Below are 23,497 nucleotides of genomic sequence, written 5' to 3'. Positions count from 1 at the left end.
TCAATTTACCTTGCCTGAGTTGCCGGTTCCTGGCTGCACTTCGTTGTGGGTGTGAGTATCGTCAATCGTCTTGCCGTTAGAGGTAAGGGTGCCGACAAACTCGATAGCACCAGTGATTTTCGCAGAAACACCCGCCGCCGCACTCCCCACAAGCCCGCCAAGGAATGTAAACAGGCCATTAACCAGAACCTCGGCTGAGAATTCCGCTTTAGGTGTCACCACATCGAGGCCACCAGGTGCCACAATCTTTATTTTTTGGGTCGTTGGATCTATTTCAAAATAGGTTGAACCATCATCACTACGGAACTGCGCGGCGCTGGTGCTGATGCCACTGATTTTCTTTGCCTGCGACTGGGGGCCAATAATGGCGAATGCATCCGATAAATCATGCTGACGTTCGTCAACCGTTTCCTGTATGTCGCCTGACTGGTGCCAGAAATCAATACACCGATCACCAAAAACCAATAAGCACTCATCCCCAGCTTTGATGGGGAATGTCATGGTGACACCACCGCCGCGCGGGAATACAACCGGAACGCTAGTTAGCACCGAGAGGTTGGTCGACTCCCCGCCTGATTCGCCTTTAATGCCGATTTGAATGTCGCAAGTTACGCTGTCAGCATCAAAGGATTGAACAATCCCCGGCATTGATACGCGCAATTGAGACGACACAGATGATTGCAATGTTCGCAGTGTTTCGGCTAATTCTCCCGAACGGGAGTCTGTTGATACCGTCATGGAAAAACTCCAATAAAAAACCCAGCGCAAAGGCTGGGTTATGGGATGTTAGAAAGCAAAAACCCGCCGGAGCGGGTTCTTTCTGTTTGCAAAATTATTTCTTTTTCTTCTTCTCTTGCTCTGCACTTTCTTGTCTTTTATCGGATCGTCCGATAACAAATATTCCTGCGAGGGCAACAAGTTCTGCGCCAAGAAGTAGAACAGCGTGACCATAAGCTCCTGCATAGACCATCTTTAATGCTATGTACGCGAATACAAAAACGCATACCATGGCGGAAAGTTGTCCGATTCTATCTTTCCAGATAGCTCCAGATAAAGAGCGACTACCCTGATCTTGTCTGAATTGCTGTGCGCTTTTTGCCATATCAACAATTTCTTTAGCTAACCCAGGAGTTATACTCTCATATCTAGCAAGCTCCTCTGCATCAGGAAGTGGCCCAGACCGATGAGTAGAAACTTGCATCATCAACCCCAAAGCTTCAGGTCTATTAGCTAAGCGTTGAATTACCTCAGGATTATTCATTACCTCGTTGACTAAAAACTCTGTTTTTCCCTCCTGCACTTTACGAGAGGGGTTAGGTTGATTAATCAATTCTGGGGGCGACTGCTTAGTTTTGATGGGTAGTCTGGGGTTCTTTCTTCGAGTCATAGTTTCTCATCGAATCCTTGATGTAGTCACCAACTGATATCCAGTCACCATTAAGCAACTCATTGTCCGGCGGTATGTTGCGGAACTCTTTGTAGTCATCAGAAGGACAAATATCAAGGATTGATCCCATTGAGCGTAAAATCCGCTTGGTAGCTTTTTTCATTTGGGTATCCTCCTACTAGGCCTAATGTACCGAATCACTAAAAACCAGCATTCCAGTAACCATTTGTGGAAATATCAACACTATTGTTGACAATGAGTGTATAGCTCAAGCCATAGCTAATCAACTTTATGTTGCTTTCTTATGCTCTTTGTAGCTCCTTACCGAAGCATACAGAGGCCAAAAATGAGCACATACCATCACGACGTTTTATTCTGCGCTTTTCTATGGGCCTTACAGCTCGTTTAAATGGCTATCAATTTATTTATTTTATTGTGCTATTTAGCTAACTGATTTTCTTACAGGGGAATGAACCGATAATTTTCGGTGCATCCATACTGTTTTGCAGAAGTTGGACATTTAGAAATGCTTTACCGTCACGCTTGATAAACTGGAAACCGTACATATTGCCATCACGGGCAGGCATTAAAGCCATGTCAGTTTTGACATTATCCCAATCATCTTTTTGCTTTGGGAAAGTGATTTTTTGTGAGGTCACTTTCTCTCCGTTGATATATGTCCAACCATCATCAGCCGCATGAAGCCTGAAATTGCCGCACTGTAAATCAGCTAAAGCAGCCCCACTTGTGAGCATTAATCCAATAGCCAAAAAACGAACTGCGACAAAGTTGGTGCATCTCATGAATAAACCTTTTGTTGTGCTGACGATGAAAACAAATCCCTAGCCCCACGCGCTTCACACATCATGTCCATATACCATGGGTTGCCGCGCGTATCGCCAGTATAACTAATACCCCTAACGATATACACACCATCGGTGGCGATGCTGGCCGGTGGATTGGTCAGGCCGTTAACGGTCACGTTGCCATTATCATTTTGATCATCCAGCCTGCCGCCTGACATCTGAATATCACGGCTGGAAAGCGTCGCGCGATAGACTGATTCCTGATTCAACTGGATAAGGCCATTTAAGCGAATGTTAGGGTTGATCAGGCCGCGAACGTTAACACCCGATCCAATGGTTTGCTGTGGCATACCAATCAAGCCGGTGTTGCTGTTTAGCACAATGGCTTCATGCACATATTTATCATTCGGCACCATATCAACCTTGCCATTCACAAACTGCCAGGTGGCTTTGCATTGTTTGGCGACGTTATCCAGATAATCCCGCGTCATGCCGTACATGGTTTTTCCGCGCGGGAATACCGTGGGTGGCATTTCCGGCATGATGCCCTGAGTGATACCGAACGGCTCAAGGTTACGCATCAGCAGATTATTGATATCTGCCACGGTATAACCCGCCGCCACCGTCTGGTTTATAGTGGCGTTAATAAATGCGTTATGACCATCGATAGCCTGGATCAGAATAAAGGTATCCGTGGGGTTATCTCTGCCGGTAATGGTATAGCGGATATCACCCGAAAAAATCTCACCAAAGTTAGCCTCGTCCTGTTGCCCGGCTGGTGAGGTTGAACCATCGTAACCGGCGATCAATCGTAGCTTTGAAAACTCGGTACCGGTGATGCGGTTAATGGTGTTCTGTGACAGATTATAAATCTTGAAAGTAGCCGCGCGCGGGAATGAGGTGTTGTACCACTCAATATTAAACGTCACTTTAAAATCAGTGAAATTAATCCCCTTGCCCTCATTATCCAATAGCATCAATTCAAAGTGACGTATCCAGTTCTTACTCATGAAAACCTCATAAAAAAACCCGCACAGTGGCGGGTTGGATTGAGTAGGAGTGATTTAGCTATTCTGCACAAAATATAAATGGCTACCGGTGCCAAGGTTGGTTTTGGTCGGGTATTCCTCGCGGCTATCATCACTGATCACCGCAAACACACCATTGATGCCCAGATCAGGATATTGTTCCAGCAGGTCAACACCCACCACCAGCGGCACACCGCACAGCATGTCAGCGCCGCCGCTATCTCTCACATCCATGATCCAGCCGGCAGTATCACGAAAGACCAATCGAAGATTAAGCGAATGCTCACCCAGGGCAATATTGAAAAACTGATTATTGGCGGTTAGCGGGATTTCTTGAATGTTCATGCAAGTTTCTCCTTTACCCAGCCAAGACTAGATTGCAATAACGATTTATTGGCCGGTGCCGGGGCTTTGGTGCCGGTGTTTTGCATCGCCGAGGTGCTTACCCCGTCTTGCATATTCTCTTTATCAGCCACCGTAACCGATTCGGTTTGAGACATAATCACTTCACGCAGTGTTAGAACGCACATCAACACATTTTCACTGGTTTTATCGGTTGTGACCTCAATGCCACGGATCAGCATATTGCTGTATTTCCGCTTACCGGTAATGACGTCGAATGGCTGTCTACTTTCCTGTAAATCACGGAGTTCTTGATAAACCTCCTCCGGGCTTTTACCCAGACTCAACCCTATGGTTGAGGTATCCACAAAATCCAGCAATGAACCGCCACCGGCAAAACCCACCTCCATTGTGACCTCAGCAGCGCGTTTATAAGCGTGATCGTTAACTGCAGCCCCGACCTCAACCGGATGCTCGGTTATCTCCAGCGCGTCCTGATGCTTTTCAGCGATAATCACGCTCGGTACCAGCAAGCCGATTTTGCGCGTTTGCTGCCGGAAGATGGCAGAAAGAATATCCATTCACCCTCCTATCGGGTTGATATGTTTAATTGCTGGGTCAGCCGGGCATTGACGTTGGTCTGCCTCCCCGCTATCTCACTCCCAACAGCGACCGGATCAGTTGCACCATAGATATTGATATTGGTTTCCTGCTGTAATCCACCACCCGGCATATTGCTGCGCACTTTGGGAATATAGTTGCGAGTTTCCGGTGGCATCAGGTCTAGGCCGTGTTTCTGGACGTTGCCGATCCCCCAGTTGTAAGAGGCCAGCGCCTTATCCAGATCACCACCATTCATCTTCAGGAGCATACTGAGATATTTCGCGGCGGCAGCGGCTGACTTTTCAGGATCAAACACATCGTTACCTTTCAGCCCCATATCTTTAGCTGTGGGATCCATAAACTGGAACAACCCTTTAGCACCCGCACCAGAAACCGCAAATTGATTACCGGCAGACTCCGTTATTGCCACACTGCGCAATAAACCCGCTGGCAGATTATTTAATGCCTCCAGCTTTGTAAGCGTGGGTTGCAGCCAGCCTAAAAGACTTGTGCCTGACGCTGATGCTGTTGGCCTTTTAACTGACTGACCATATTGCACAGGATCTGTCCCGTTATTTTCTCCCCGCAACCACCGCCCAACGCTTCTCGGGTCAAAACCAGTTTTATCCTTTACCCAATCGGCGGCGCTATTCGCACTATCGGTTACCGCAGGCATAGCGTCTGGCTGATCGCTGCCCTGACTAAGTAATGCTTTTCCTATCCTGGCCACCTCAACCCAATTGCCCTCTTTCAATGCATTTATCAGGTCACCAATCATCGATAACATCTTGCCGAACTCGCCGAATTGCTTGGTCAGGTTCTCGATATCGCCTTTTAGCGTCCAGTTTTTCAGATTAATGTTGAGTAGCCGGGCAATCTCAACGCCAACACCTTTAATGGATTTAGTTAACTCATCCATTCCGTTTAGCGCAGCGTTTATCTCTGGTTCCCACCGGCCCCAGTCAATCAGGCTTTCCCCGCCCTCTTTCCACGTTTTATAGTCGTCGTACAGGGCAAACAGTGCCGCGCCCAGTGATAGCACAATGCCGATCGGCGATGTCAGAAAGGCGGTATTGAGTAAACGCCATGCCACCAACAAGCCACCAAACAACATAATGAGTTGCTGCGTTATCGGGTCTAGCTTTTTAAACCAGTTGATGACGTCACCGACCGCCTGACCGGTGCGCCATAATACGCGCGTAACCGCATCCCCCGCCCAGAGGATGCCCTTGATTACTTTCATCAACACCGCTTCAATCTTCGGCCAGTTATCCAACAGTTGCTTGCGCAGAGCATCAATATCCCCCGCCAGTCCATTAGCCAGATTTGCGCCGATTTTGTCCCGCGCCTGACCGAGCGTCATCGTGAGGTTACGCATGGAGGTCATAAAGCGGTTAGATTGCGTCGCGGCAATCTCAGCATTAAAGCCAATCTTTTTAGCGGTTAGTGCGTACTCAGAGCTGAACTTCCCCAGCCCCTGACGCATTGCCATTAGCGTATTTTCATCAATACCCAGCATCTGCGCGTATTGGTTGGCGCGGTAATACGGCATGCTACTCAGTTTTGCACTAAGGCCGGTAAAGATGGCCGAGGTATCGCGCATACTGCCGTTCGCGCTACGGGTCTGAATACCGAGGCGATTTAAAAAGCCCTCAGCCCCCGGACTGTTACGGATAAATCGGGCCAGACTCTCCAATGAGCCTTGCGCTGACGCCGCATCTACCCCCAGTTGCGAGGCGGCATAGCCTAACGCCTTGATCCCCGCCACCGATGCACCGGTGCGCTGGGAGGCGAAATAGACCTTATCCAGCCCGCTGGCTATCTTGGTGGTAAAGCCAACTACCGCCAGCGCCGCCCCTTCGACCACCGCGCCCATTTTCAGCACATTAGCGGTGACGCCTGCGACCACAGCGGAGAATTTCTTCTCCCCGGCCTCGTCCAGTTCAAAGCCGAGACTGACCAGAAAATCCTTAATGGTTTCAGCGTTACTCATTTATCGGATCTCCATCGGTCTATTTTTGCCTGATTCTCAGCTTCCAGATCGAGGTACTCATTCAGTAGCGCAATGTCGAGTAAGTCGATATTCCCGCTTTTGATTTCACCCATGGTGGTGAGCTGATGCTTGACCGGACGTAAGATAAAATCCTCCCCACCCGGCAGCGTATCCAGTATTAAGCCGCTGGCAACGCCACCGCATCGCTCTCTTGGAGTTCGCGCAAAAAATTTCCCATCGAGTCGCCCACCACCCGACCGACGATTTGCAGCATTGCCATCAGATCAATGTCATCAAACATCAGTACGCCACCGCTAAAAATCGGGTTATAGGCGCTGCCGTTCTTACGCGACACCCTCTCTAAACAAGGGTGAATAATGGCGTTACAGTCTTCGTCGCTGATATCGGAAAGCGACTGGGCAATACTGGGTAACGCCGTTTCAATCGTCACCGTGCCGCTTCGCAGGTCTTTGAGGATGCCCGCCAGCAAGGGCAGCAACTTACGCGACACTTTCAGCTGTGCGAATACGTCCAGTTTTTGCGAGCGGTATTCAATACCTTTAATCGTGAATTCCATTAGTTGCCCCTTAGAAAGTACCCAGCAGTTGATCAACCTTGATGCAGTCAAATACCCACGGCACCAGCGCACCGTCTTTGGCGTTATTGAAATCCGGCTGCTTTTGGAATGCACAGCCACGCGCGGCAAAGGTGTCACCGCTGGCGGTATTGCGGATAAGAATGATGTTATTGCCCCAGGTCGCACTCGATTGTGCCTGCGCGTTATACATGACCGACAATTTGCGATTGGTTGGGCTGGTTTTCAGCAGGTTTACCGTCAACGTGCCGCCTTTCCCCGCGTGCAGGCTGTGCATGCCCTCGCCATCCGCGCCAATGGTCATGGTGTTTTTATTCTCGATCATCGAGGTGGTAATCCCCTCCTCAGCGACGGCTGCGCCATAACCCAAATCGAATGAACCGCCCACACCGACAATGGAGGCGGTAATATCCATAAAGCTATAAGTTGACATTAATCAGCCCCTTAGCGGTTAACATTGATAATGACATCGGCGTAATGAACAGCACCGGCCAGTTTGGTGGCAGACTGCATCACCGGTGCTTTGCGCCCTTCACGTTCAGCCTGCGCCTGATCTGCCACCGGCGGCGCGTAGACGTAGTAGCCCTTGGTCAGAGTGTCACCGGTTTCCAGTGCGCCGAAACTATCACCACCCCAGACGCCCGGTGCTACCAGCCCGTTAGTGACCGACTGATCCAGTGACTTCTCAACATTGGCCAGCAAACGAGTCACACCCGCGTCTGTCTGTGGGATTTTGGTGGGGCTGGTATACAGCAGGTTATAGAGGTTGTTCTGGACGTAATTTTGCAACCAGTCGAGGCCATGGCGCTCATCGAAGAAATCGCCGTTACACATCACCCCCTCTTGAATAATTGCCGTGTCGTTGTCGTAATTGACGAACACATTGCAATTCTTCGCTTTCAGCGCGTTGGCTTGCGACTGAGAAAGTGATTCAGCGGTAATGCCCGGTTGTTGTTTAAATTTCAGCGTGATAGTGGTGTTATTGCCGTTAAAATTCACGGTAAAGGCACGACCAAAGATCGAGGCGACGGCATACGGACTGGCGCTGGAGTATTGCACCAACGTACGGGCATATTTAGCCGCTTTCAGTTTGCTGGCGATATCGCTATCAATATCCGCATCCAGCGCACTCGTAACCTGTGTGGTATGGCCGTAAATCCGCGACACATCATCACCCTGGATAAACGACGCAATGCTGATCACGTCCTCATCGGTTAATGACGGGTCAGCAATAACCAGCCCGAACCAGCGGGTGGACATATCCGCCAACTTATAAACACAGGCCTGTATGGTTTCTTTCGCCAGACCTTGAACCGGCAGCGCACCGGCGCTCTCAACCAATCCCATTAGCACAGCAATATCGGTACCGGTCGCATTGGCCGAGCCATAACCCACCGCCGAGTCTTTGCCGGTGGTTTTGGAGGTGATGATAAAGCGGCTACCGTTCCAGGTAACCGTGGCGATAAGCAGCGATTCTTCAACTCTGGCGGCGACACCGTTAAGGTTTAGTTCGTCTGTCCAGTCAACATCCGCCACCACGGTTTCAACACCATCAACGGTGATTTTCATCGCGCCGTCAGAAACAGCGGTAAAGTTAGCCATTAACTGCTGTGTCGGGTTTAAAATTGCCCCGCGCAACAGTCCGGCGACATCCTCTTTCACCCAGCGACCGACGAAAGAATCAATCGGTTGTGGTGATTGCTGATAGTACAAATTAGCGGCCTGATACTCAGGTGCGGTCAGACCAAAGTCAGATGCAATGTCTGTCGCGCCTGAATAGCTGCGCAGGCGTTCGTGAGCATCGATAACAGGCGACGGGCCAACCACCAGCAGGGAACCAAAGTTCCGCGCCATGGCAGCACGCACAGCCATATTCACCGTCACATTGACGATGTTAGAAACAGGTAATCCCTGCGACATGGTTATTCTCCGAAGAATTTTACGGTAGCGGCGGTCAGCGATTTAATGCCGTACTCGCGGATCACTTTGCGGCGCAGGTTGACGGTGATGTCATATCGCCGTACCCACTGGTTATTAATCAGTTCAGGAAAGGGATTAATGCGGCTGTAACGGGCCAGTGATAGGCCCATTTTCACCAGTTCGTCATTGTTTTGGCTAATGGTCAGCCCATCGCGAAATTGAGTTGCATAGCGCTGCCCATTAGAGCCGTAGAAACTCGCCATACATTCGATCTCTTCATGTCGCCATAACTCGGTGCTGTTTTCGCTTTGGTTCTCAAAGGCGGGGCTGGCATCGTCTGGAATATCGATTACCCCAAAACCACACCAGTTAATATCCGCCGCCATAATCGATGATTGCACCGCTGTCCAACGCGGGCGAACGTGACCATCGGGTAGCCCGGACACCCCTCTCACCCACTGACTGAGTAAGCGTTCCAACGTTTCATCGTAAGCGGGGCCGTCAGCCGTTGGTGTTAGCCATCCGGCTTCATCACTGCTGTTGTTGCTCAATGGGAATTCCTCCATCGAACGGCAGGAGTTCACAGTGCGCCTGCACAAAGCCCGCACCGTATGCCGTGTAAGGGTCAACAAACGACACGCGGTAATCGCGATTTTGATAGGTCACGATATCGGCATCACGCCCGGTCTGGCCTTGCGTCAGTCGTTCAGTCGTCACGATAAGAATGGCACCGCCAATAACATTCCCTGACATCATGCGGCGCGACTCAAGCGAGCGGTCTACGGTAACCACACCCGCAAAACCTTTTTCAGTAACGGTATTGGTGGCGAAACCGTCAGCATCAACCGTCTGCAGGTTCCGTTTAACCCGCAGTGACATGTCACAGAAGTCCGGATCAAACAGCACGTCGGTCACATCAAGATTTGGCATATTTGTCCCTCACGATAGAGGTTATCGTCCGTCGATATTGTCCGGAGTCAATGAGTGGCTTATCCCCGCTGCGACCGCGCCGTAATCGAGCGCTAATAGTGCCGTCAGCTAAAGGAGTAAAACCGGTGATAGTGATGTAGCGTTTCACCGCATTACTGGCGATGGTGCCCGCCTGTTCTAACGCCCGATCTGCCGCAGCCTGATTGCCCGCCAAAACCGCCTGCGCCGCCTGTTTCAGCTTTTGGGTGGTTTCGTCCTGTACCGATCTGACACCGGGCTGTAAGTGGGGGCGCGGGGGAATGTTTTGCGCCGGTGAACCATACTCGTTGAGATAACCGATTCCGGCATTACCAAAAGGGATATCCTCCCGCTCACTTTTCTCCTCAGGGATACCAATCAACACATCTTTTCTGCCGATGGCCTTAAATGCCGCTAACACATCATTAGCCTTATCTACCCGCACCTTTAAGCCGCTTTTCATAACTGGCGACCACCCGCGCCGAACATTGTCACCAGCTGGTAAAACTCAGCCCCGTAGCGGGTGAAGTTCCAGAACCCCGCATCAGGGTTGAGCGTGACGCTGTTGTCATAGCTAACGGAAACCTTATCGACACTCTTTGACGAGGCCGCGCCATTAGTTGAACCACTACCGCCGCCCATCGCAGCAGACTGCACATCTTTGGCCTGTAACGTGATGTAGTGGGCCACGAATAACTCAACCAGATAGGGAAACATGTCATCCAGTAGAGCTTCGCTTAGCAGCTTGTCAGCAAGATTGAGGCGGAATTGAATGGCGGACTCGGGGTATTTATTCACATCAGAAAACTGGGGAAAATCGACTCTAAACTTTTCCACCGTGGGTAGATTTCGATTCTTTGACATTGGCTTTCCCCTTATTCAACTCATCAATCTGGTTCTGCAGGTCAACAATGTTGGCGTTACGTGATTCGATTTCATCGGCTTGCTCATTCAGCCGTTTCTGTAGGTCAGCAATGGTTGTGTTGTGTGCATGGTTTTCTTCGATCTGTTCACTCAATTGCTTCTGCAGGTCATAAATGGTGGTAACACGTTCCACCGCTACTCGTTCCTGCTGATCGATTCGCCCCTGCATCTCAATCATGGCGGCTTGCAGGTCAGTATTGCCGTGCTCGGTTTCAGCGTCAATCACCTCGGCGTGTGCCAATGTGAACCAATGCTCGGCAACTTCTTGCGTGACCTTATGGGTGCCGACCAGAAAGCCGATATCGGGCTGACCGGCCAACGACAATTTAAACGGGGTGTGTACTGCAATTTTCATCATTTCACCTTACAGGCCTCCGGCGAGGCCCTCTGAGTTATTAAATGCCGTCGAAGTAAGCCAGTGTTTCAATGTATGGGGCTTCAATCACACCCAGCTTCCCGTAATAGGTCACCAACTGCCACAGCCCGCGATACTGGATCGGGATGCTGGTCAGCGGCACTAATGGGAAGCGCACATATTTACGGTCATTGGTGTAGGCCACCATGCGATTCGTACCTGCGACACCCGCCCCTTTCAACCACTTCACCGCACGAATATTCAGCGGAATACCGTTCTGGTGGAAAGAGATAGTGTTAGTGGTCAGGTAGGTCAGTAATGACTGATTACCCGCATCAGACACGATAACCTGTGCGATATAGGCATACTGCTCAGGGGGTAACAGCAGGTCTTGCGGTACCACGGTATAGCCGGATGCAGCCCAGGCATCGGAAAGCACTTTGTTAATAGAATCGCGGATTTCAGCTACGGTCGAGGTTAACCACGATTTAGTCGCATTGCCCACCGCGACGCCGGTGTAGTTGGCCAGACCTTTTACACCCAGGTCGGTATCACCGATATAAACTTGCTCATCGGCATCCATATGCCATTTCAACACCATGCCGTCATATTTCTGCGTATCGATTGGACGGCCCATTTGTTGTGCTGCGGCTAGTTCAATCACCGTCCAGCCCAGTTCCATCCCCCACAACGTCAGCGGGAAGCCTTTTTTATCGATATCAACGTTAATACCCGCCAGTGCGGTCGATTCCTGACTAACCCAGTTTTTCCCTTTTGGGTTGGCACCGGTACCGGCAACACCAAAACCGGTTTTAGTGAATGAACTGATTTCATCAGCAATATTCACATCTTCGCGGAATTGAATATCGCGGGTGTAAGTCGTTCCCACCAACGGCAGGTTAATCTCGGGATCTAATCGCTCCAATTCCCCGATCAGGAATGCGCCGCTGGCGTCAATGGTGCGCTGGCTGTCGTAAGTGATCATATTGATTGTTCCTTAAATCTTATAAGAGATTTCAGTGTTACCAGCGGCATCACCGGCACCGGTGAAATAAGCGTTGGGTAGTACCACGGTAACGTCAGCAATGGCCGTAGCCAGCACCGAACCCAACGGGCTAGCGTCGGTAGCATCGGCGATACGGATATAGACCGGAGCACCCTTAGTCACCCCCGCCGCCGTAGCACCGATATTGACCGACAGGTAACCGCGTTTTAGCGCATCACCGGCAAAGTGGTTGCCAGTACCGATTTGGCGCACCTTATCTGGCGTTGAGGTGGTGGGGAATGGTCGGACAAAGATGCCGACGATTTTGTCGGCAGTGTCGTCCTCTTCCAACGGGACAAAGAAGTTGCCGCTGAACTTACCGGCCAGACCGTACTGGCTAAACGGGGTAGCCGAATTAATAATGACCGGCTCAATGGTCAGATCCTGCGGGCGTGACACTGCCCCGGCAATGCCCACAGGCATCCGGTATAAATATGCTGTCATGAATTAGTTTCCTTTTTTAGCCCAGAACGCGGCGTTCTGTTTATTGAGGTCGGCGGCGGTAGGTCGGCGATTTGGTGCAGCGGAATCGGTGGTTCGGTGGTTCAACTGAATGTTATTGCGCCCTTTGGCAATCTCGCTGGCCGCGATGAATGCCGCATCAAGGGAGAGTTTCGGCATTTTGGCAAAGTCGGGTTTGTCACCGACAATACCTTTCAGCAATTTCTCGCCCTCGGTGGTTTTAAACGCCGCATCTAATACGCTTCGTTTAAAGGAGGCTAGCTTTCCACCCTCGGGTAATTTAATGCCGGGTACAATCCATTCGGCGCGGGAAACCACATCCTGATGATAAGCTGCATCGCTGGTAATACGTCGCCCCTCTTCCTCCTCGTCTGGGTCAACGTCGGTGGTTGCGCCTAACTTCGCCAGAATCGCGGCTAAGGTCGTTTCCATTGCTGCAACGCGGCTTTCGATATCGCCACTGTCAGTAGTCGCGATAGCATCTAATTCAGGCTCCTGTTTCGGTAACGGTTGTTGTGGGTTAATGGTGATATTGATGGCCTTGGGCAGTTCGCCGGTACCCTCATCGCTGGTTAGCTCTGACGGGGCGCTTTCCATTGCTTCCTCCATCGCGGCGGCATCTTTGGTTTTGATTGCCCGGCGTAGCTTGGCGAACCAGGTGTTATTCATTGTCATACGTTTACTATCTCCAATTGAACAGCGTTTCCCTGCGCGGCCCGTAGGAACGAGCGCGACATGGTTAGCTATGATGTCGTACTGACGGGCTTTGCCTCTGGCGGTCTGCTGATATTCGGCATCGTAGCCAGCCGAAATTTGATCAACACCCTCTTCAAGAATCACCTTTATGGCTTCGGCTTTCTTGACCACGATGTCGGCGATCATGAGATCTGATTGGTCACCTGTACCTCGCCTGACGTTTTGAATGTGGCCAGCGGCGTAGCGGCCCCAATTGTCAGGGGTGACATCTTCGATGGGGTGAGATACGGTGAACGTCATGCCCTCAAAGCTGGCCAGCGTTTCAGGGCGAAAGACCTCATCCTCCGTCCTTTCAACAAGGATCTCACCATCACTATCAGGCTCGATATCGTCCAGTTCTTCGCCACCATAAAGCTGCACCCCAGTTCGGCCGATCGGCACGTCTTTGCACAATAGACCACCGTCGCTCATGGTGAAGCGCGTCTCTCCCAGGCGGGAGTTATAGAAATATTGCATGGGTTACCTGCTGGATTGCGGGCATAAAAAAAGCCCGCCAATGCGAGCTATAGAATGATTAAGTATCCGCTATATTATTTTAGAATTATTTCGTCTGGTTCCCAGCGAAACGAGCTATAAAGATATTCCCCACCATCGTCACGATCTGTTAATTTGGCCTGGATTTTAAATTGCGTTCCTACCGGATAGTCTTTCGAAAGTCTCTTAGCACATTCAACCTGTAGCGTTACATCAGCCCATTGACCAGGAATAGGTCTTATATGCACCTTCCCGCGCTTACCCGAAAGGTTTTGTTCCAGGTAACTTTCAACAATGATAGATCGGTAAGGTTCTGCTGGTTTTGCCATAAATCCCCCAATTAATACCCTTTCCCAGAATACACTAAATCTTATTCCTCTCAATGGTCAGGGATCACCACTTCGCAGTAACAACGGCAGTTAGGTAATGCGCCCGCATGCCCCGTCATACCGTCAAGGGTCGGCGGGTTATCCCAGCGAACAAACTTACCCTCCATTTTTTGATGTGAATGGCGAACGTCACTATCCTCGGCGGTGCGCCAGATGTAACCGCTGGAACCGATAGAGAGTGAGCGGGCCTGTGTTAGTGCCGTTGACGCCCGCCCTATTTCTGTACGGGCGATCATGTTGGCGCGGGATATTGCCACATCGCCAGATTTAGCTATTTCTTTAGCGAATGGCTCGGCACGCCCGCCGGTGATGACCGCCTCTAGCGCCTGATTATGGATATCCTGTACCCGGTCTGCCGCCTGTAAGGGCAGCGACTTGATGAGTTTTATCTGTTCCTCCACGATGTTACGGGCCACCTGCCCCACAGCGGTGTTTTCCATTATCTGGCGCAAACCCGCTGATATTTCCTGCGAGTTACTGCGCCACATCGCCACGTCTTTGGCGTTAACAGCATCAAACATCTTGCTGGCGGTGGTTCTGGCCCAGCCGTCAATCAGGTCTGAATAGCGGTTCAGGCTATCCATAACGTGATAAACGGAATCATTAGAACCATCGTAAGTACCATTTACGATGTCGCCGACCATGCGCGCTATCTTGCGTAGCTGCGTTTGATATTGGATTTCTGCGCGCCGTGATTTCAGGCGGGTTGAGATCTGCGCTTTCGCCGAGGTTCGGCGGGTCGATGTCTTTCGCACTCTCTATATCCTCGTCGCTGATGCTGGAGCCGATACCGATAATGCCTGCTTTATCCCTGAGTTCAGTCATGCCCCCCTGTAGCGTCAGCAAGCCTGAGTCCATTGCGGCGTTAATGGTATTAACGGTTTTCTCCGCCACATCTGCCCGATCCGGTTCTGACATCTGCCACAGTGGATTGAAATCAAATGAGAAGCCGTCTGGCAGTGGCGAACTAAACTCGGAGTAGTGGATCACTTCAAATAATCGACGCAACGGGCGACGCAAACGGCGCTCTTGTTGGGTACCGATATTGTCGTAGTAGTTAGCCAGATCAGCGTCACCGGTTGAAAACCCCGCAGGCGACTGACCAAACAAGCGCACCAGCGGGATACCAATGGCACCGGCTATCTGCTGGGCAAACTGCGCCATCACATCAGACAGGCCACCGAATGCATAACTGTGCGTTTCAAATGTATCAGTGGCATCCATCAGGGTCAGGCCCTCAGTGCTTTGGAATTGCCGGATCATGTCCATGCTTTTCATTAGCCCATCAAAGGCCTTGCCCCCCATGGCGACCAATTCACGAAACTTATTGATTTTGTAGGTGCGTAAATGCGCCTTAAAAATCAACTGCGCCGCGCCGGTCGAGGTGCTATCAAACGCCAGTAGTCGGTCAAATAACCGTTCTATAACCGACATGCCCCATTCGTTTTCTGTTCGCTTCTGCTGGTACGGGAGGCCAACACCATCCAGGCGAATCACCCTGCTGTGATGTATTTTCATACTCGGGATACCGCCGCCGGTGGTCACTACCTGATAATACTTAGGCATGCCGAGATCCGGCCCCATCTCAGTCACTCGTTGGCTGATGGTTGGGTTGACCATCCAGCGGTCGAGCACTAGTAGCCCTTTAAAGGCATCTTTGCCGATGGTTTCCACCCGAAGCGGGGTTTCAGGTGCCTGCCCGTCAATCATGATGAAACCAATTGCACCACCGTACAGCCGCGACCATTTGATGGTGTCGTTAATCGCATCCCAGAGTGATAACTCTTCCCAGCGCCCCTCTATTCGCATCTTGGCATCCGGTGCCATCTTGGAGGTGATGTTAATCCCCTTACGGGTCATATCATCTGCGATGGTGTCTACCGCCGCGCCCACCAGCCACGACGAGCGATAAGCGTTCTCTATCAGTTGGCGGTTGCGCGATGTCCAATTCGGTTGGTAGTTATAATCCGCGCTTTGGTTCTCGGTGCGCAGCCCATAGCGAGCGGTGAGGTTTTGATAGCTATCGGTGGTTCTCTGCGGTGATGACGTTTTGCCTGCTCTACGTTTTCTTGACATTACGCCCCCCCGAGCCGTAGCCAGATATCCAGCGCATTATCCATTGGTGCATATAAAATCATGGCTGAATCCGCCAGGTTAGGTGACTTGGTGCCGTCAGGTTTTTTATCCACCACAATTTTCCCTACGCCATTGACTGAGTAGGTGGGTTGCGACAATTCAGAGGTTAATTTGGTCAGATTTTTGAGGTCTTTCGGGATGGAGATAATCTCATCGGGATCGAACTCCATATTTTCCTTAACCGCCCGATAGGTTTTCTGGAACCGGGTACGCAGGCTCCACCAGCCCTGTGCTTTGGCGTTCGCAAAGAAATCCTTGTTAAGCCGCCCCTGTTGACCGTTATCGCCGGGAATAGCCTCATCATCGGGATCAGTTACACCACCGCTACCACGGAATGGCGTGGCGACAATATGCCGCCTGCGTTGTTCTTCGCGTTGCTCGTTGATAACCCGAGCATCACCACGCGCACCAGCCCCCAATCCATCGGTATCAAAGCGGAAAGTTTCGAGGTTTTGTGCGTCGCAAATATCAAAGGCTTTCTGTACGGTACCGAAAATATCATCGCCTTTACCCGACCACTCCTCGATGCTTTCAAGTAGGAAACCGTGACGACCGGCAAAGGCATTGGTGTCCTTGCCCTCATCGGCGATATCAAGAGCGCCTAAGCGCTGGCCGGTTGGCGCAATACCCAATACCTCATGCGCGTTGATTGCCGCCTGTACCCATGCCGACGGAATCAATACGCCCTCGACAGAGGCGCTGTAGTTGATATCAATTTCCTGCGCCACGGTAACGGGGTCGAGATTCTCAACCTGCTTTTGATACCAGGCATCATCTTTGCGCGGGTCGTCGCGCCAGTGAAAGGTGAATACTTTAATCTTGCCGCTGTGCCGCCGTTCAGCGAATGAGTTAGCCATACCGTTTGGCGTTGATACATCCTGCCGACAGTTGGTGGTTGCTGACAGAGACGCATCGACCAGATAAGGCCGCTCCAGGAACGCGGATTCATCGACGATGTAAAAGCTGGTGCGGTCACCGCGCCCTATCCCGTCACCCGCCTCGCCGGTCATGGCTGATTCGGTTTCAGGAAACAGAATGCGCATGTGTGGTGCGTGCTGCTTTAGGCTCCAGCCACCACGAAACTCAGTGGGTAACAGAGAGATGAAATTACGCGCTTTATCGAATAGCGATTTAGGCGAGCCAATTTTATCAACATACTCTTCTTTGCGAGATCCGAACCCGGCAAACACGCCACGATTGAACAGGCAAAGCGAGGAGGCCATACCAACAGTTAGCCATGACATCCCCATATCACGGGTTTTCTCAGTGATGCCCGGTTCAGCATTACGCCAGCGCCCGACAAACCACCCGATCCACTCTTCCTGTTTTGGGAATAAGAGGAACGGAATACGGGCAGGCAACCCACGCTCAACGTTGCGCGGGTCAACCGTCATGCCCCAATCAATAATGAACTGAGCGGGGTTATCTTTATAAAACGCTTTCATGACCGGCAGTAATTCAGGCTGCTGACGAATGCGCTGCAATCGCTCCATTCGCCACTCAAAAACCTGCATGTAATCCGGGTTTTTGAAGTCAAAAGGGAACGGAATAGGCATGTTGAGTTTTGCTCGATAAATGTGTGAATTTTAGGACTTTTTAACATAATGACCGTTACCCGTATCAAGCGAACACTACTCATCGCACAAGCAGCATGAGAGGCTTATTTGTCAGGGTTAACGTGCCAGGGAGTTAGATAATTGAGTGCATAAATCATGCATAAAATACCCTCTATTTTGCATAGAGAATCTATCAATCTAACGGGCTATTTCTGGATGTTTACCAAAATCAGCCCATCATTTTACGATACGCTTCGGCGGCTTCATCAGGGGTCATATTCACTGTCTCGGTTTTAACCGGGCCACCATCAGGGCCGCTAATCTCTGTTTTGTTTTTCAACATACCTAAATGCTGAGCAACCATCTTTAAAGCCTCATCCTGATTGCGGGTAATGGCCTCAATACCAAATTTACCCTCTTTCACCCCAGAGAACAGGCGACGAGCGGCACCGCGCAGATCCCGCGTATCGTGAAAGTGAGTACGCCCAACACCCTCACCATTACAGCGCGGGCAGTCAGGGTTAGGATCTAGCGTGGCATCAAAACCGTAGCCGCCAACGTCTAAAGGCTCCCGTTTTTTGCTTTCTACCGCTTTTAGCCGGGCTTCTTCAAACTCAACAGCATCGCGCCACTGGTACTGGTAACCAAACCCCCAGCAATGACGGCAGCACAAACGGCGTAGCTCAGTAATTTGACTGGCATCGGCTGTGGCAATATCCCACCACCATTTCAGTACAGCATCTTGGGTTATTCGGGTGCGCCTTTCCCTAGCGTCCAATGCGTCGCGAATGGCCCGGCTAACCTTAGCATTCCTGTACATGCGTGAAGCGTTAACGTATGCCGTATTGCCCTCTCCTTTACCGCCAGACCTTTTATATGCCGCCGTGCTATTCAGGTCGATCAGGTATTCACTCACGAAACGAGCCTGCATATCATTAAGCCCGTACTCGTCAGGGTTTAATGTGAATTCTGGTTCGTCATTTCCATCTACCAGGTATTCTGAATCTATTTCACTTTCAACGTAAACCGCTGGTTTTCTATGTTTGGTTCGCGGGTTCTTGTTTTGGTTCGCACTAATTGTCTGCGAACCTACATTATTGCGAACCTGTTCGTGTTTAGGCCATTCCTCAGCCTTTGCCCTCTTTCTTACCGCTGTATCACTTACACCGTATTTCTTGGCAAGCTCTCTGATGGAAAGAGCGCCGGAACGGTAGTCACGCTCTATGCCTCTCCAGTCAGTGTCTTTTGCCATGATGATCCCTTAGTGTCATTACGCAGTAACCTTGTGAGGTTGCTCTGTGATGATATTTAGGTGTAAAAAAACCACCCGAAGGTGGCTGGCTACTATTCATAAGCTGCTATCAATGGAAGCGCTTCTTTGTATAGCTGTTGTCTATTCTCATAAGCAGCATCTTTAGTGTTGCTGTGCTGATTCAACTGAGACTTGAAATTAGCAAGATTTTGCTCATATGGCTCTGCTTCCCAAATTTTCATGTGCTCAATTGCCTCTTTTATAAGATTCTCAAGCGCACCGTCTTCGTAAGTTCCGTTGTATTTCTTTACTGCAAGTTGATTGAACTTTGAGCAGTAATGTTTTGGTAGCCCGCCAGAATTTAATGCCATATGCCCTCCAATATTTCTACCTCATGGTAGATACAATCTATATTGTGGTATTAATCGCAGTATTCAAGTTATTCTAAATATAAATCAATTTGCTGCGCGATTATTCTAATTGGTTTATCTCTGACGTATTGGGTATCAATCTCGATATCTATAGGCTTTTGAGCTGGTACCTTCAACTTTTACTCCCGACTCTCTGCCGCCAGTCGATAACCTCATCAAGCCGACCTTTGCAGATTCGTAGCTCCCGCTTTAATTCCATCGCATACAATCCGCCATCTCCCCAGGTAATACCGGTAAATTCTGGAACTTCACAAGGGGTAAGTGCTGACTCAGGGGGCAATAATAGGACTGGCTTGGTAACGGGCGGTTTAACGGACTTATTCACGCATGACGTTAATGACATCACCAGGCATAGGCTTGATAGCACAATCATCACTCGCCGCTGCTGCTTTAAACCGTGCAACCTGTAATTCACTTTCATTGCGTAGTTTCCTTTCATTCTCAAGCTGGCGGGTGGTGGCTGCTCGGTTGGCGGCTTCATTCACCTGGTATGCATCGATAATGTTGCCGAGGGCTGTGTTTGTGGCTTGCTCATCACTCAGCGCTTTTTCCGCTTTTTGGATATCATTTGAGAGGCGGTGACTGTTAAAGAACAGAGCCGACACAATAACCACCAGCACAGCAATAACTATCCCAATGGCCCTATTCATCCAGCCCCCAACAGGTCAGTTCGCTTTCCTGTGCGCGGCGTTCTATCTGCCCGTAACAGTTATTGGAGCGAATATTGCAATCCTTACCGCCGTCACGAACCCAACGCTTAATTTCAGCGCATGCGCCTTTGCGGTCGCCAGCATTGAGTTTTCGATAGAACGTAGAAGTGAAACATTTACTCGGGCCGATGTTATAGGGGCAAAACGAAGCGATACCGGCAATCTGTGGTTCAGTCAGCGCTACCCGGACATTCCTCTTTACCCAGCTTATAGCCTTGTCAGCCTCCAACTGATTCACCGCAGCGCACTTGTCTGCTGATAACTTCATCCCTTTCACTACCGGCTTACCATCAACTTGAGTAGCACCGCGGCAAATAGTCCAAATCCCCTTTCCATCTGGATAAGCAACCAGCCGGTTACCCTCTTTCTCATCCAAAAGCTGATCAAGAATTATCGTGGCCGGTGCTGCAACCATAACCAGAGCCAGGACAGCCGCGCTTAATTTGCTTTTTGTCGAGGCCATCACTCACCATCCGGTTTATAGCCGTGGCGACGATCCCAAATCTTGACGCCAGCATTAAGCATAAATGTCAGGGCCATAAAAAATAACGAACCAAGCACACCAATCACCGTCCACTCATCAGGGGTGAAGCCAGCAATCAGCTCTTTAGCCCAAAAAATAAAACTACCACCCGACGCCAGGTAGGAAGCATTAGAAGCAATATTGCTCATTTTCATGATCTCCCCCTCCCGGATGGGCTGGGCGTGTAGTAGAAATAAAAAAGCCGCCATCCGGCAGCTCTACTTGTTCCCTCCCGGCTTTGGATATGGGAGGGGTTTAAACAGCTTCGTGTTGAGCCGCTTTCTAGCTCGTTTATTCAGAAACTTGATATATCGGAACTGCGTAAATTTATGTGCTGTTGCCCGGTGAATATTGGCCTGCAGATGTAAACCACGCGCACCCGCTTTGCTGGCCTTAGTGGTTAAAGCAATCTTGTGGTACCACTCGCCATCTAATTCATAAAATGTGCTTTGGTGGCTACCTACATAGTCAAAGTTGCTAGCCTGATACACCACACCGAACCGACCGCACCGCTCATCAGCGAACGTCTGCACCCACTCAACACCGGGATGAAGCAATTTGATGGTTTTGAGCGCGTAGCTGATCGCCCGTGATTCGGTATTCGTCAGCATGTCGTCATGCACCCACAGGCGGTTTAATTCCATGTATTGCCGGTTGCCAGTTCCCTCTACCACCCGCCCACCACTACTGGGATTCATTGCATAGCCCCATTGCATAACACCAACCAGATCACGACCGGAGAAAATACCCAGGTGCAAATATGAGTTGTTTACTATGCGTTTGCTGTAATGAAAGTTGATGATAACCAGACGGGCCAACCAGACAGGAATTGTGGCGACATGCAGATCCGAACATCCGTACCCTACCGTTACACCGTCATAAATCACCGGCTCAGGCTTACCCACAGCGCGGGATGCATTTTTGTAACTTAACTTTTTCATGGTCATATATACAGTATTCCGTTAGGATATCACCGCTGACGTTAGCAGGGTGGGCCTTGGTTATACTCATGACCGGAAACATGGGTGTAATGGCCCTGATATGCTGATACATATCGGGGTCGCCCATTTCTAACGAGTGATAAATGATAGCCGCTTGACTCAAAAGGTCAGGCGGTTTTTTTTGTTGAGGGGCAGAAATAGAAAAACCCGCACAGATGGCGGGTTTCTTTTAATTTCGTCGCTTGCGTGTATAGCTCCGCGAGCTTATGCATAAATCATATATTTTTTGTTCAAATAGTCAAAGTTTTTTTCTCGAATCTTTTTATGTCTTTATCGAAAGCGTCGCTCATAGGGCGGTAAAGCATGTATTCAGCGGTATTAATCCATACATCAATACGGCGACGGCAGGTTGAAATTGAAAGCTCTGGGTGCGCTTCCTGCATTTCCTCCGCGATCGTGTAACGTTTCTTTTTATAAATGTAATGCTGCTGCAGTATCCCAATTAACCCAGGGGTCGATTGTAGAATCAAACCAACAACCGAATCCATTAATAGCCCCTCATCATCCGTACAATAGATTAGATTACTGTGGGCTTTGGGGTTGTTAAGGTCGCCAAATATCTCGAACAATTCATCTTTTGATAAACCTGATTTTCTCAGTTGGCTAATAGCGGCCTTAAGTGCGGCTTTAGTTATTTGTTGTTTTGCCAATAATCGAGAGAATACCCCCTGAGCACCGCCTGTTTTGGCTATACGTGACCAGCGTCCCCACATCTTCAACTTACCCTTGAGCCAAATAAGCTCTAATGTATTGAGATGTAATTCGTTGCCATCAGCCTTACCGCACGTTGTCGGATAAATCATAATTTCCCCTCCTTTCTCAATATATTCTGTGTGCGCATAACGCCCTCGGCGTGATATAGGCGTGCCGTGTCACCATCAATTAAACGGGTGCGGCGGTCGCATTCGTCATGGCATGCACTACAGCCCCACGCGGCCTGCTCATCTGAGGGTTTAATTCCGGTACCGCAGGTTCCTGCCAGCCGATAATGCGTGAGTACCACGGTTTCAGGGTTGCCATTGCATACACCCGGAATACGGATCTGACACTCACGGCCCCTAGCCTCTTTGCGTAAATTAGCCATGACACCCCCTAAGCCGCGTAGCTCATTAATTGACTGGCAGCATTCTCCGCCTCGGATGGATGACTGAATGATTTACTGAGAATAAAAGTCCAGAGCACATTCAGTGTTGATTTGTATAAATCGTTGAATTCCAGCTCGTCCATTTTCGCGAATGAAATAGAGCGAGGTTCGCGCAGCGTTGAGCCGTCCGGTAATTCGAACAGATCATAATGGCCAGACTCAACGGTCACCCAACGGCGGAAAGCATGGAATGATTTTGCGGTAGATAAGTTTGCAGCACGTTTACCGGCCACCAGCGCCAAATAATCGTCAGCTATCTCATGAAGAATACCCTCATTCCCCACATAGGAAATAAGTTGGCTTACATAGCCGCGCAGGAATTTAAGTTCAAATGGTGATATCGCCCCACCCTTTGGCTCCCAATATTCAAAGCCTAAGTTGAGCAACGAGAAGAATTTACGATGAAACGCTGCATTACGCACACGTTTAAATTCGCCAGTGACAATAGTCCCCAGCTTGGTGTTTTTAACGAAATTCTCAGCGTCCGGCGTAGCCGGTACCAAGATCCCACCTGTTGATTTGGTAAAACTATACAGTGCCATTTCCGCCCCCGGATGTATGGCACAGCAGCACGGTGTTTAGGTTGTCGGGTGTTCAATCCGATGTAATGATTATATCAAATATTTTGTTCTTTGCGCTCTTTATGTTCAGCAACTACATCTTCGAAAGACTGGTCAAACATACTCACACTACCTCTCTTATCTATAGTATAAAAAA

At 50.0% G+C, this 23,497-nt stretch carries 34 protein-coding genes; all 34 read right to left on the bottom strand.

Going from position 1 to position 23,497, the window contains the following annotated elements; all coding sequences use genetic code 11:
• The 34 genes from HU019_RS16255 to HU019_RS16100 all read right to left on the bottom strand — a co-directional run bounded on the left by HU019_RS16255 (nucleotide 1) and on the right by HU019_RS16100 (nucleotide 23,322).
• On the bottom strand, nucleotides 1-738 hold the full coding sequence (locus HU019_RS16255; RefSeq protein ID WP_174847522.1) for a Gp138 family membrane-puncturing spike protein: 738 nt from the start codon (nucleotides 736-738) through the stop codon (nucleotides 1-3).
• A 94-nt stretch (nucleotides 739-832) separates the two neighbouring features.
• Nucleotides 833-1,330 carry a DUF2335 domain-containing protein gene (locus tag HU019_RS16250; RefSeq protein WP_227739307.1) on the bottom strand — a complete coding sequence of 166 codons (498 nt, stop codon included), beginning with the start codon at nucleotides 1,328-1,330 and terminating at the stop codon, nucleotides 833-835.
• A gap of 16 nt (nucleotides 1,331-1,346) precedes the next feature.
• Nucleotides 1,347-1,550 (bottom strand): hypothetical protein, encoded by a 204-nt coding sequence (locus HU019_RS16245; protein WP_174847520.1) that lies wholly within the window; start codon nucleotides 1,548-1,550, stop codon nucleotides 1,347-1,349.
• 283 nt (nucleotides 1,551-1,833) lie between these two features.
• A complete protein-coding gene (locus tag HU019_RS16240; protein WP_174847519.1) occupies nucleotides 1,834-2,190 on the bottom strand; it encodes a hypothetical protein in 357 nt (118 codons plus the stop codon).
• Nucleotides 2,187-3,203, bottom strand: coding sequence for a phage protein (locus HU019_RS16235; RefSeq protein WP_174847518.1), 1,017 nt, complete (start codon nucleotides 3,201-3,203; stop codon nucleotides 2,187-2,189). Before HU019_RS16235 ends, HU019_RS16240 begins: the two co-directional genes overlap by 4 nt.
• A gap of 54 nt (nucleotides 3,204-3,257) precedes the next feature.
• Nucleotides 3,258-3,566: a phage baseplate plug family protein gene (locus tag HU019_RS16230; protein WP_174847517.1), complete on the bottom strand. Its 309-nt coding sequence runs from the start codon at nucleotides 3,564-3,566 to the stop codon at nucleotides 3,258-3,260.
• A complete protein-coding gene (locus HU019_RS16225) occupies nucleotides 3,563-4,144 on the bottom strand; it encodes a phage baseplate protein (protein WP_049603721.1) in 582 nt (193 codons plus the stop codon). The genes HU019_RS16230 and HU019_RS16225 overlap by 4 nt, the downstream gene beginning before the upstream one ends.
• An 8-nt stretch (nucleotides 4,145-4,152) precedes the next feature.
• The gene (locus HU019_RS16220) at nucleotides 4,153-6,159 is read right to left on the bottom strand and encodes a lytic transglycosylase domain-containing protein (RefSeq protein WP_174847516.1); all 2,007 of its coding nucleotides are present in this window, start codon (nucleotides 6,157-6,159) and stop codon (nucleotides 4,153-4,155) included.
• Entirely contained in the window at nucleotides 6,156-6,272 is a 117-nt protein-coding gene (locus HU019_RS20555; protein WP_407083949.1) for a DUF6889 family protein, read from the bottom strand. Before HU019_RS20555 ends, HU019_RS16220 begins: the two co-directional genes overlap by 4 nt.
• 65 nt (nucleotides 6,273-6,337) lie before the next feature.
• The gene (locus HU019_RS16215) at nucleotides 6,338-6,736 is read right to left on the bottom strand and encodes a phage tail assembly chaperone (protein ID WP_174847515.1); all 399 of its coding nucleotides are present in this window, start codon (nucleotides 6,734-6,736) and stop codon (nucleotides 6,338-6,340) included.
• 10 nt (nucleotides 6,737-6,746) lie between these two features.
• Nucleotides 6,747-7,187 (bottom strand): DUF3277 family protein, encoded by a 441-nt coding sequence (locus HU019_RS16210; protein WP_050163499.1) that lies wholly within the window; start codon nucleotides 7,185-7,187, stop codon nucleotides 6,747-6,749.
• Between the two features lie 11 nt (nucleotides 7,188-7,198).
• The gene (locus HU019_RS16205; RefSeq protein WP_174847514.1) at nucleotides 7,199-8,674 is read right to left on the bottom strand and encodes a DUF3383 domain-containing protein; all 1,476 of its coding nucleotides are present in this window, start codon (nucleotides 8,672-8,674) and stop codon (nucleotides 7,199-7,201) included.
• A 2-nt stretch (nucleotides 8,675-8,676) separates the two neighbouring features.
• Nucleotides 8,677-9,225 (bottom strand): phage neck terminator protein, encoded by a 549-nt coding sequence (locus HU019_RS16200; protein ID WP_455570231.1) that lies wholly within the window; start codon nucleotides 9,223-9,225, stop codon nucleotides 8,677-8,679.
• A complete protein-coding gene (locus tag HU019_RS16195; RefSeq protein WP_174847513.1) occupies nucleotides 9,206-9,604 on the bottom strand; it encodes a head-tail adaptor in 399 nt (132 codons plus the stop codon). Before HU019_RS16195 ends, HU019_RS16200 begins: the two co-directional genes overlap by 20 nt.
• Entirely contained in the window at nucleotides 9,591-10,085 is a 495-nt protein-coding gene (locus tag HU019_RS16190; protein WP_145592095.1) for a hypothetical protein, read from the bottom strand. The genes HU019_RS16195 and HU019_RS16190 overlap by 14 nt, the downstream gene beginning before the upstream one ends.
• On the bottom strand, nucleotides 10,082-10,486 hold the full coding sequence (locus HU019_RS16185; protein ID WP_174847512.1) for a DUF4054 domain-containing protein: 405 nt from the start codon (nucleotides 10,484-10,486) through the stop codon (nucleotides 10,082-10,084). Before HU019_RS16185 ends, HU019_RS16190 begins: the two co-directional genes overlap by 4 nt.
• A complete protein-coding gene (locus HU019_RS16180) occupies nucleotides 10,446-10,901 on the bottom strand; it encodes an STY1053 family phage-associated protein (protein WP_174847511.1) in 456 nt (151 codons plus the stop codon). The genes HU019_RS16185 and HU019_RS16180 overlap by 41 nt, the downstream gene beginning before the upstream one ends.
• A 40-nt stretch (nucleotides 10,902-10,941) precedes the next feature.
• The gene (locus HU019_RS16175; RefSeq protein ID WP_174847510.1) at nucleotides 10,942-11,886 is read right to left on the bottom strand and encodes a DUF2184 domain-containing protein; all 945 of its coding nucleotides are present in this window, start codon (nucleotides 11,884-11,886) and stop codon (nucleotides 10,942-10,944) included.
• 12 nt (nucleotides 11,887-11,898) lie between these two features.
• Nucleotides 11,899-12,390 (bottom strand): structural cement protein Gp24, encoded by a 492-nt coding sequence (locus HU019_RS16170; RefSeq protein WP_174847509.1) that lies wholly within the window; start codon nucleotides 12,388-12,390, stop codon nucleotides 11,899-11,901.
• Nucleotides 12,391-12,393: 3 nt separating this feature from the next.
• Nucleotides 12,394-13,620, bottom strand: a complete 1,227-nt coding sequence (locus HU019_RS16165) for a DUF2213 domain-containing protein (protein ID WP_174847508.1) — start codon at nucleotides 13,618-13,620, stop codon at nucleotides 12,394-12,396.
• Between the two features lie 74 nt (nucleotides 13,621-13,694).
• Complete coding sequence (locus tag HU019_RS16160; RefSeq protein WP_174847507.1) at nucleotides 13,695-13,967, bottom strand: hypothetical protein; 273 nt, start codon at nucleotides 13,965-13,967, stop codon at nucleotides 13,695-13,697.
• A gap of 50 nt (nucleotides 13,968-14,017) precedes the next feature.
• Complete coding sequence (locus HU019_RS16155; protein WP_227739308.1) at nucleotides 14,018-14,671, bottom strand: phage head morphogenesis protein; 654 nt, start codon at nucleotides 14,669-14,671, stop codon at nucleotides 14,018-14,020.
• The gene (locus HU019_RS16150) at nucleotides 14,631-16,103 is read right to left on the bottom strand and encodes a DUF1073 domain-containing protein (RefSeq protein ID WP_174847506.1); all 1,473 of its coding nucleotides are present in this window, start codon (nucleotides 16,101-16,103) and stop codon (nucleotides 14,631-14,633) included. The genes HU019_RS16155 and HU019_RS16150 overlap by 41 nt, the downstream gene beginning before the upstream one ends.
• Entirely contained in the window at nucleotides 16,103-17,719 is a 1,617-nt protein-coding gene (locus HU019_RS16145; protein WP_174847505.1) for a TerL protein, read from the bottom strand. The genes HU019_RS16150 and HU019_RS16145 overlap by 1 nt, the downstream gene beginning before the upstream one ends.
• Nucleotides 17,720-17,948: 229 nt before the next feature.
• Nucleotides 17,949-18,971: a terminase small subunit gene (locus tag HU019_RS16140; protein WP_174847504.1), complete on the bottom strand. Its 1,023-nt coding sequence runs from the start codon at nucleotides 18,969-18,971 to the stop codon at nucleotides 17,949-17,951.
• A 92-nt stretch (nucleotides 18,972-19,063) separates the two neighbouring features.
• Nucleotides 19,064-19,342, bottom strand: a complete 279-nt coding sequence (locus HU019_RS16135) for a hypothetical protein (RefSeq protein ID WP_174847503.1) — start codon at nucleotides 19,340-19,342, stop codon at nucleotides 19,064-19,066.
• A gap of 172 nt (nucleotides 19,343-19,514) precedes the next feature.
• The gene (gene lysC, locus HU019_RS20580) at nucleotides 19,515-19,745 is read right to left on the bottom strand and encodes an Rz1-like lysis system protein LysC (protein WP_459565750.1); all 231 of its coding nucleotides are present in this window, start codon (nucleotides 19,743-19,745) and stop codon (nucleotides 19,515-19,517) included.
• Nucleotides 19,720-20,052: a DUF2570 domain-containing protein gene (locus HU019_RS16130; protein ID WP_174847502.1), complete on the bottom strand. Its 333-nt coding sequence runs from the start codon at nucleotides 20,050-20,052 to the stop codon at nucleotides 19,720-19,722. Before HU019_RS16130 ends, lysC begins: the two co-directional genes overlap by 26 nt.
• Nucleotides 20,045-20,575: a lysozyme gene (locus HU019_RS16125; protein ID WP_174847501.1), complete on the bottom strand. Its 531-nt coding sequence runs from the start codon at nucleotides 20,573-20,575 to the stop codon at nucleotides 20,045-20,047. Before HU019_RS16125 ends, HU019_RS16130 begins: the two co-directional genes overlap by 8 nt.
• Nucleotides 20,575-20,790, bottom strand: coding sequence for a phage holin (locus HU019_RS16120; protein WP_005174491.1), 216 nt, complete (start codon nucleotides 20,788-20,790; stop codon nucleotides 20,575-20,577). The genes HU019_RS16125 and HU019_RS16120 overlap by 1 nt, the downstream gene beginning before the upstream one ends.
• A gap of 63 nt (nucleotides 20,791-20,853) precedes the next feature.
• On the bottom strand, nucleotides 20,854-21,582 hold the full coding sequence (locus HU019_RS16115; protein WP_174847500.1) for a Mom family adenine methylcarbamoylation protein: 729 nt from the start codon (nucleotides 21,580-21,582) through the stop codon (nucleotides 20,854-20,856).
• Between the two features lie 284 nt (nucleotides 21,583-21,866).
• Nucleotides 21,867-22,439, bottom strand: a complete 573-nt coding sequence (locus tag HU019_RS16110) for a DUF1133 family protein (RefSeq protein ID WP_174847499.1) — start codon at nucleotides 22,437-22,439, stop codon at nucleotides 21,867-21,869.
• Complete coding sequence (locus tag HU019_RS16105) at nucleotides 22,436-22,720, bottom strand: DUF1364 domain-containing protein (protein WP_032912168.1); 285 nt, start codon at nucleotides 22,718-22,720, stop codon at nucleotides 22,436-22,438. Before HU019_RS16105 ends, HU019_RS16110 begins: the two co-directional genes overlap by 4 nt.
• Nucleotides 22,721-22,728: 8 nt before the next feature.
• Nucleotides 22,729-23,322, bottom strand: coding sequence for a DUF1367 family protein (locus HU019_RS16100; RefSeq protein ID WP_174847498.1), 594 nt, complete (start codon nucleotides 23,320-23,322; stop codon nucleotides 22,729-22,731).
• Nucleotides 23,323-23,497 lie beyond the last annotated feature (175 nt).

The organism is Yersinia artesiana (genome assembly GCF_902726545.1).
Classification (GTDB): Bacteria; Pseudomonadota; Gammaproteobacteria; order Enterobacterales; family Enterobacteriaceae; genus Yersinia; species Yersinia artesiana.
Note: the sequence above shows the minus strand (reverse complement) of the source record. Positions and strands in the feature narration are given on the sequence as shown.

Coding starts and splice junctions, on each gene's coding strand:
- HU019_RS16255 (WP_174847522.1), bottom strand. CDS start 738: ATGACGGTATCAACAGACTCCCGTTCGGGAGAATTAGCCGAAACACTG.
- HU019_RS16245 (WP_174847520.1), bottom strand. CDS start 1,550: ATGAAAAAAGCTACCAAGCGGATTTTACGCTCAATGGGATCAATCCTT.
- HU019_RS16240 (WP_174847519.1), bottom strand. CDS start 2,190: ATGAGATGCACCAACTTTGTCGCAGTTCGTTTTTTGGCTATTGGATTA.
- HU019_RS16235 (WP_174847518.1), bottom strand. CDS start 3,203: ATGAGTAAGAACTGGATACGTCACTTTGAATTGATGCTATTGGATAAT.
- HU019_RS16230 (WP_174847517.1), bottom strand. CDS start 3,566: ATGAACATTCAAGAAATCCCGCTAACCGCCAATAATCAGTTTTTCAAT.
- HU019_RS16225 (WP_049603721.1), bottom strand. CDS start 4,144: ATGGATATTCTTTCTGCCATCTTCCGGCAGCAAACGCGCAAAATCGGC.
- HU019_RS16220 (WP_174847516.1), bottom strand. CDS start 6,159: ATGAGTAACGCTGAAACCATTAAGGATTTTCTGGTCAGTCTCGGCTTT.
- HU019_RS20555 (WP_407083949.1), bottom strand. CDS start 6,272: ATGGGTGAAATCAAAAGCGGGAATATCGACTTACTCGACATTGCGCTA.
- HU019_RS16215 (WP_174847515.1), bottom strand. CDS start 6,736: ATGGAATTCACGATTAAAGGTATTGAATACCGCTCGCAAAAACTGGAC.
- HU019_RS16210 (WP_050163499.1), bottom strand. CDS start 7,187: ATGTCAACTTATAGCTTTATGGATATTACCGCCTCCATTGTCGGTGTG.
- HU019_RS16205 (WP_174847514.1), bottom strand. CDS start 8,674: ATGTCGCAGGGATTACCTGTTTCTAACATCGTCAATGTGACGGTGAAT.
- HU019_RS16195 (WP_174847513.1), bottom strand. CDS start 9,604: ATGCCAAATCTTGATGTGACCGACGTGCTGTTTGATCCGGACTTCTGT.
- HU019_RS16190 (WP_145592095.1), bottom strand. CDS start 10,085: ATGAAAAGCGGCTTAAAGGTGCGGGTAGATAAGGCTAATGATGTGTTA.
- HU019_RS16185 (WP_174847512.1), bottom strand. CDS start 10,486: ATGTCAAAGAATCGAAATCTACCCACGGTGGAAAAGTTTAGAGTCGAT.
- HU019_RS16180 (WP_174847511.1), bottom strand. CDS start 10,901: ATGAAAATTGCAGTACACACCCCGTTTAAATTGTCGTTGGCCGGTCAG.
- HU019_RS16175 (WP_174847510.1), bottom strand. CDS start 11,886: ATGATCACTTACGACAGCCAGCGCACCATTGACGCCAGCGGCGCATTC.
- HU019_RS16170 (WP_174847509.1), bottom strand. CDS start 12,390: ATGACAGCATATTTATACCGGATGCCTGTGGGCATTGCCGGGGCAGTG.
- HU019_RS16165 (WP_174847508.1), bottom strand. CDS start 13,620: ATGCAATATTTCTATAACTCCCGCCTGGGAGAGACGCGCTTCACCATG.
- HU019_RS16160 (WP_174847507.1), bottom strand. CDS start 13,967: ATGGCAAAACCAGCAGAACCTTACCGATCTATCATTGTTGAAAGTTAC.
- HU019_RS16155 (WP_227739308.1), bottom strand. CDS start 14,671: ATGGTCGGCGACATCGTAAATGGTACTTACGATGGTTCTAATGATTCC.
- HU019_RS16150 (WP_174847506.1), bottom strand. CDS start 16,103: ATGTCAAGAAAACGTAGAGCAGGCAAAACGTCATCACCGCAGAGAACC.
- HU019_RS16145 (WP_174847505.1), bottom strand. CDS start 17,719: ATGCCTATTCCGTTCCCTTTTGACTTCAAAAACCCGGATTACATGCAG.
- HU019_RS16140 (WP_174847504.1), bottom strand. CDS start 18,971: ATGGCAAAAGACACTGACTGGAGAGGCATAGAGCGTGACTACCGTTCC.
- HU019_RS16135 (WP_174847503.1), bottom strand. CDS start 19,342: ATGGCATTAAATTCTGGCGGGCTACCAAAACATTACTGCTCAAAGTTC.
- lysC (WP_459565750.1), bottom strand. CDS start 19,745: ATGTCATTAACGTCATGCGTGAATAAGTCCGTTAAACCGCCCGTTACC.
- HU019_RS16130 (WP_174847502.1), bottom strand. CDS start 20,052: ATGAATAGGGCCATTGGGATAGTTATTGCTGTGCTGGTGGTTATTGTG.
- HU019_RS16125 (WP_174847501.1), bottom strand. CDS start 20,575: ATGGCCTCGACAAAAAGCAAATTAAGCGCGGCTGTCCTGGCTCTGGTT.
- HU019_RS16120 (WP_005174491.1), bottom strand. CDS start 20,790: ATGAAAATGAGCAATATTGCTTCTAATGCTTCCTACCTGGCGTCGGGT.
- HU019_RS16115 (WP_174847500.1), bottom strand. CDS start 21,582: ATGACCATGAAAAAGTTAAGTTACAAAAATGCATCCCGCGCTGTGGGT.
- HU019_RS16110 (WP_174847499.1), bottom strand. CDS start 22,439: ATGATTTATCCGACAACGTGCGGTAAGGCTGATGGCAACGAATTACAT.
- HU019_RS16105 (WP_032912168.1), bottom strand. CDS start 22,720: ATGGCTAATTTACGCAAAGAGGCTAGGGGCCGTGAGTGTCAGATCCGT.
- HU019_RS16100 (WP_174847498.1), bottom strand. CDS start 23,322: ATGGCACTGTATAGTTTTACCAAATCAACAGGTGGGATCTTGGTACCG.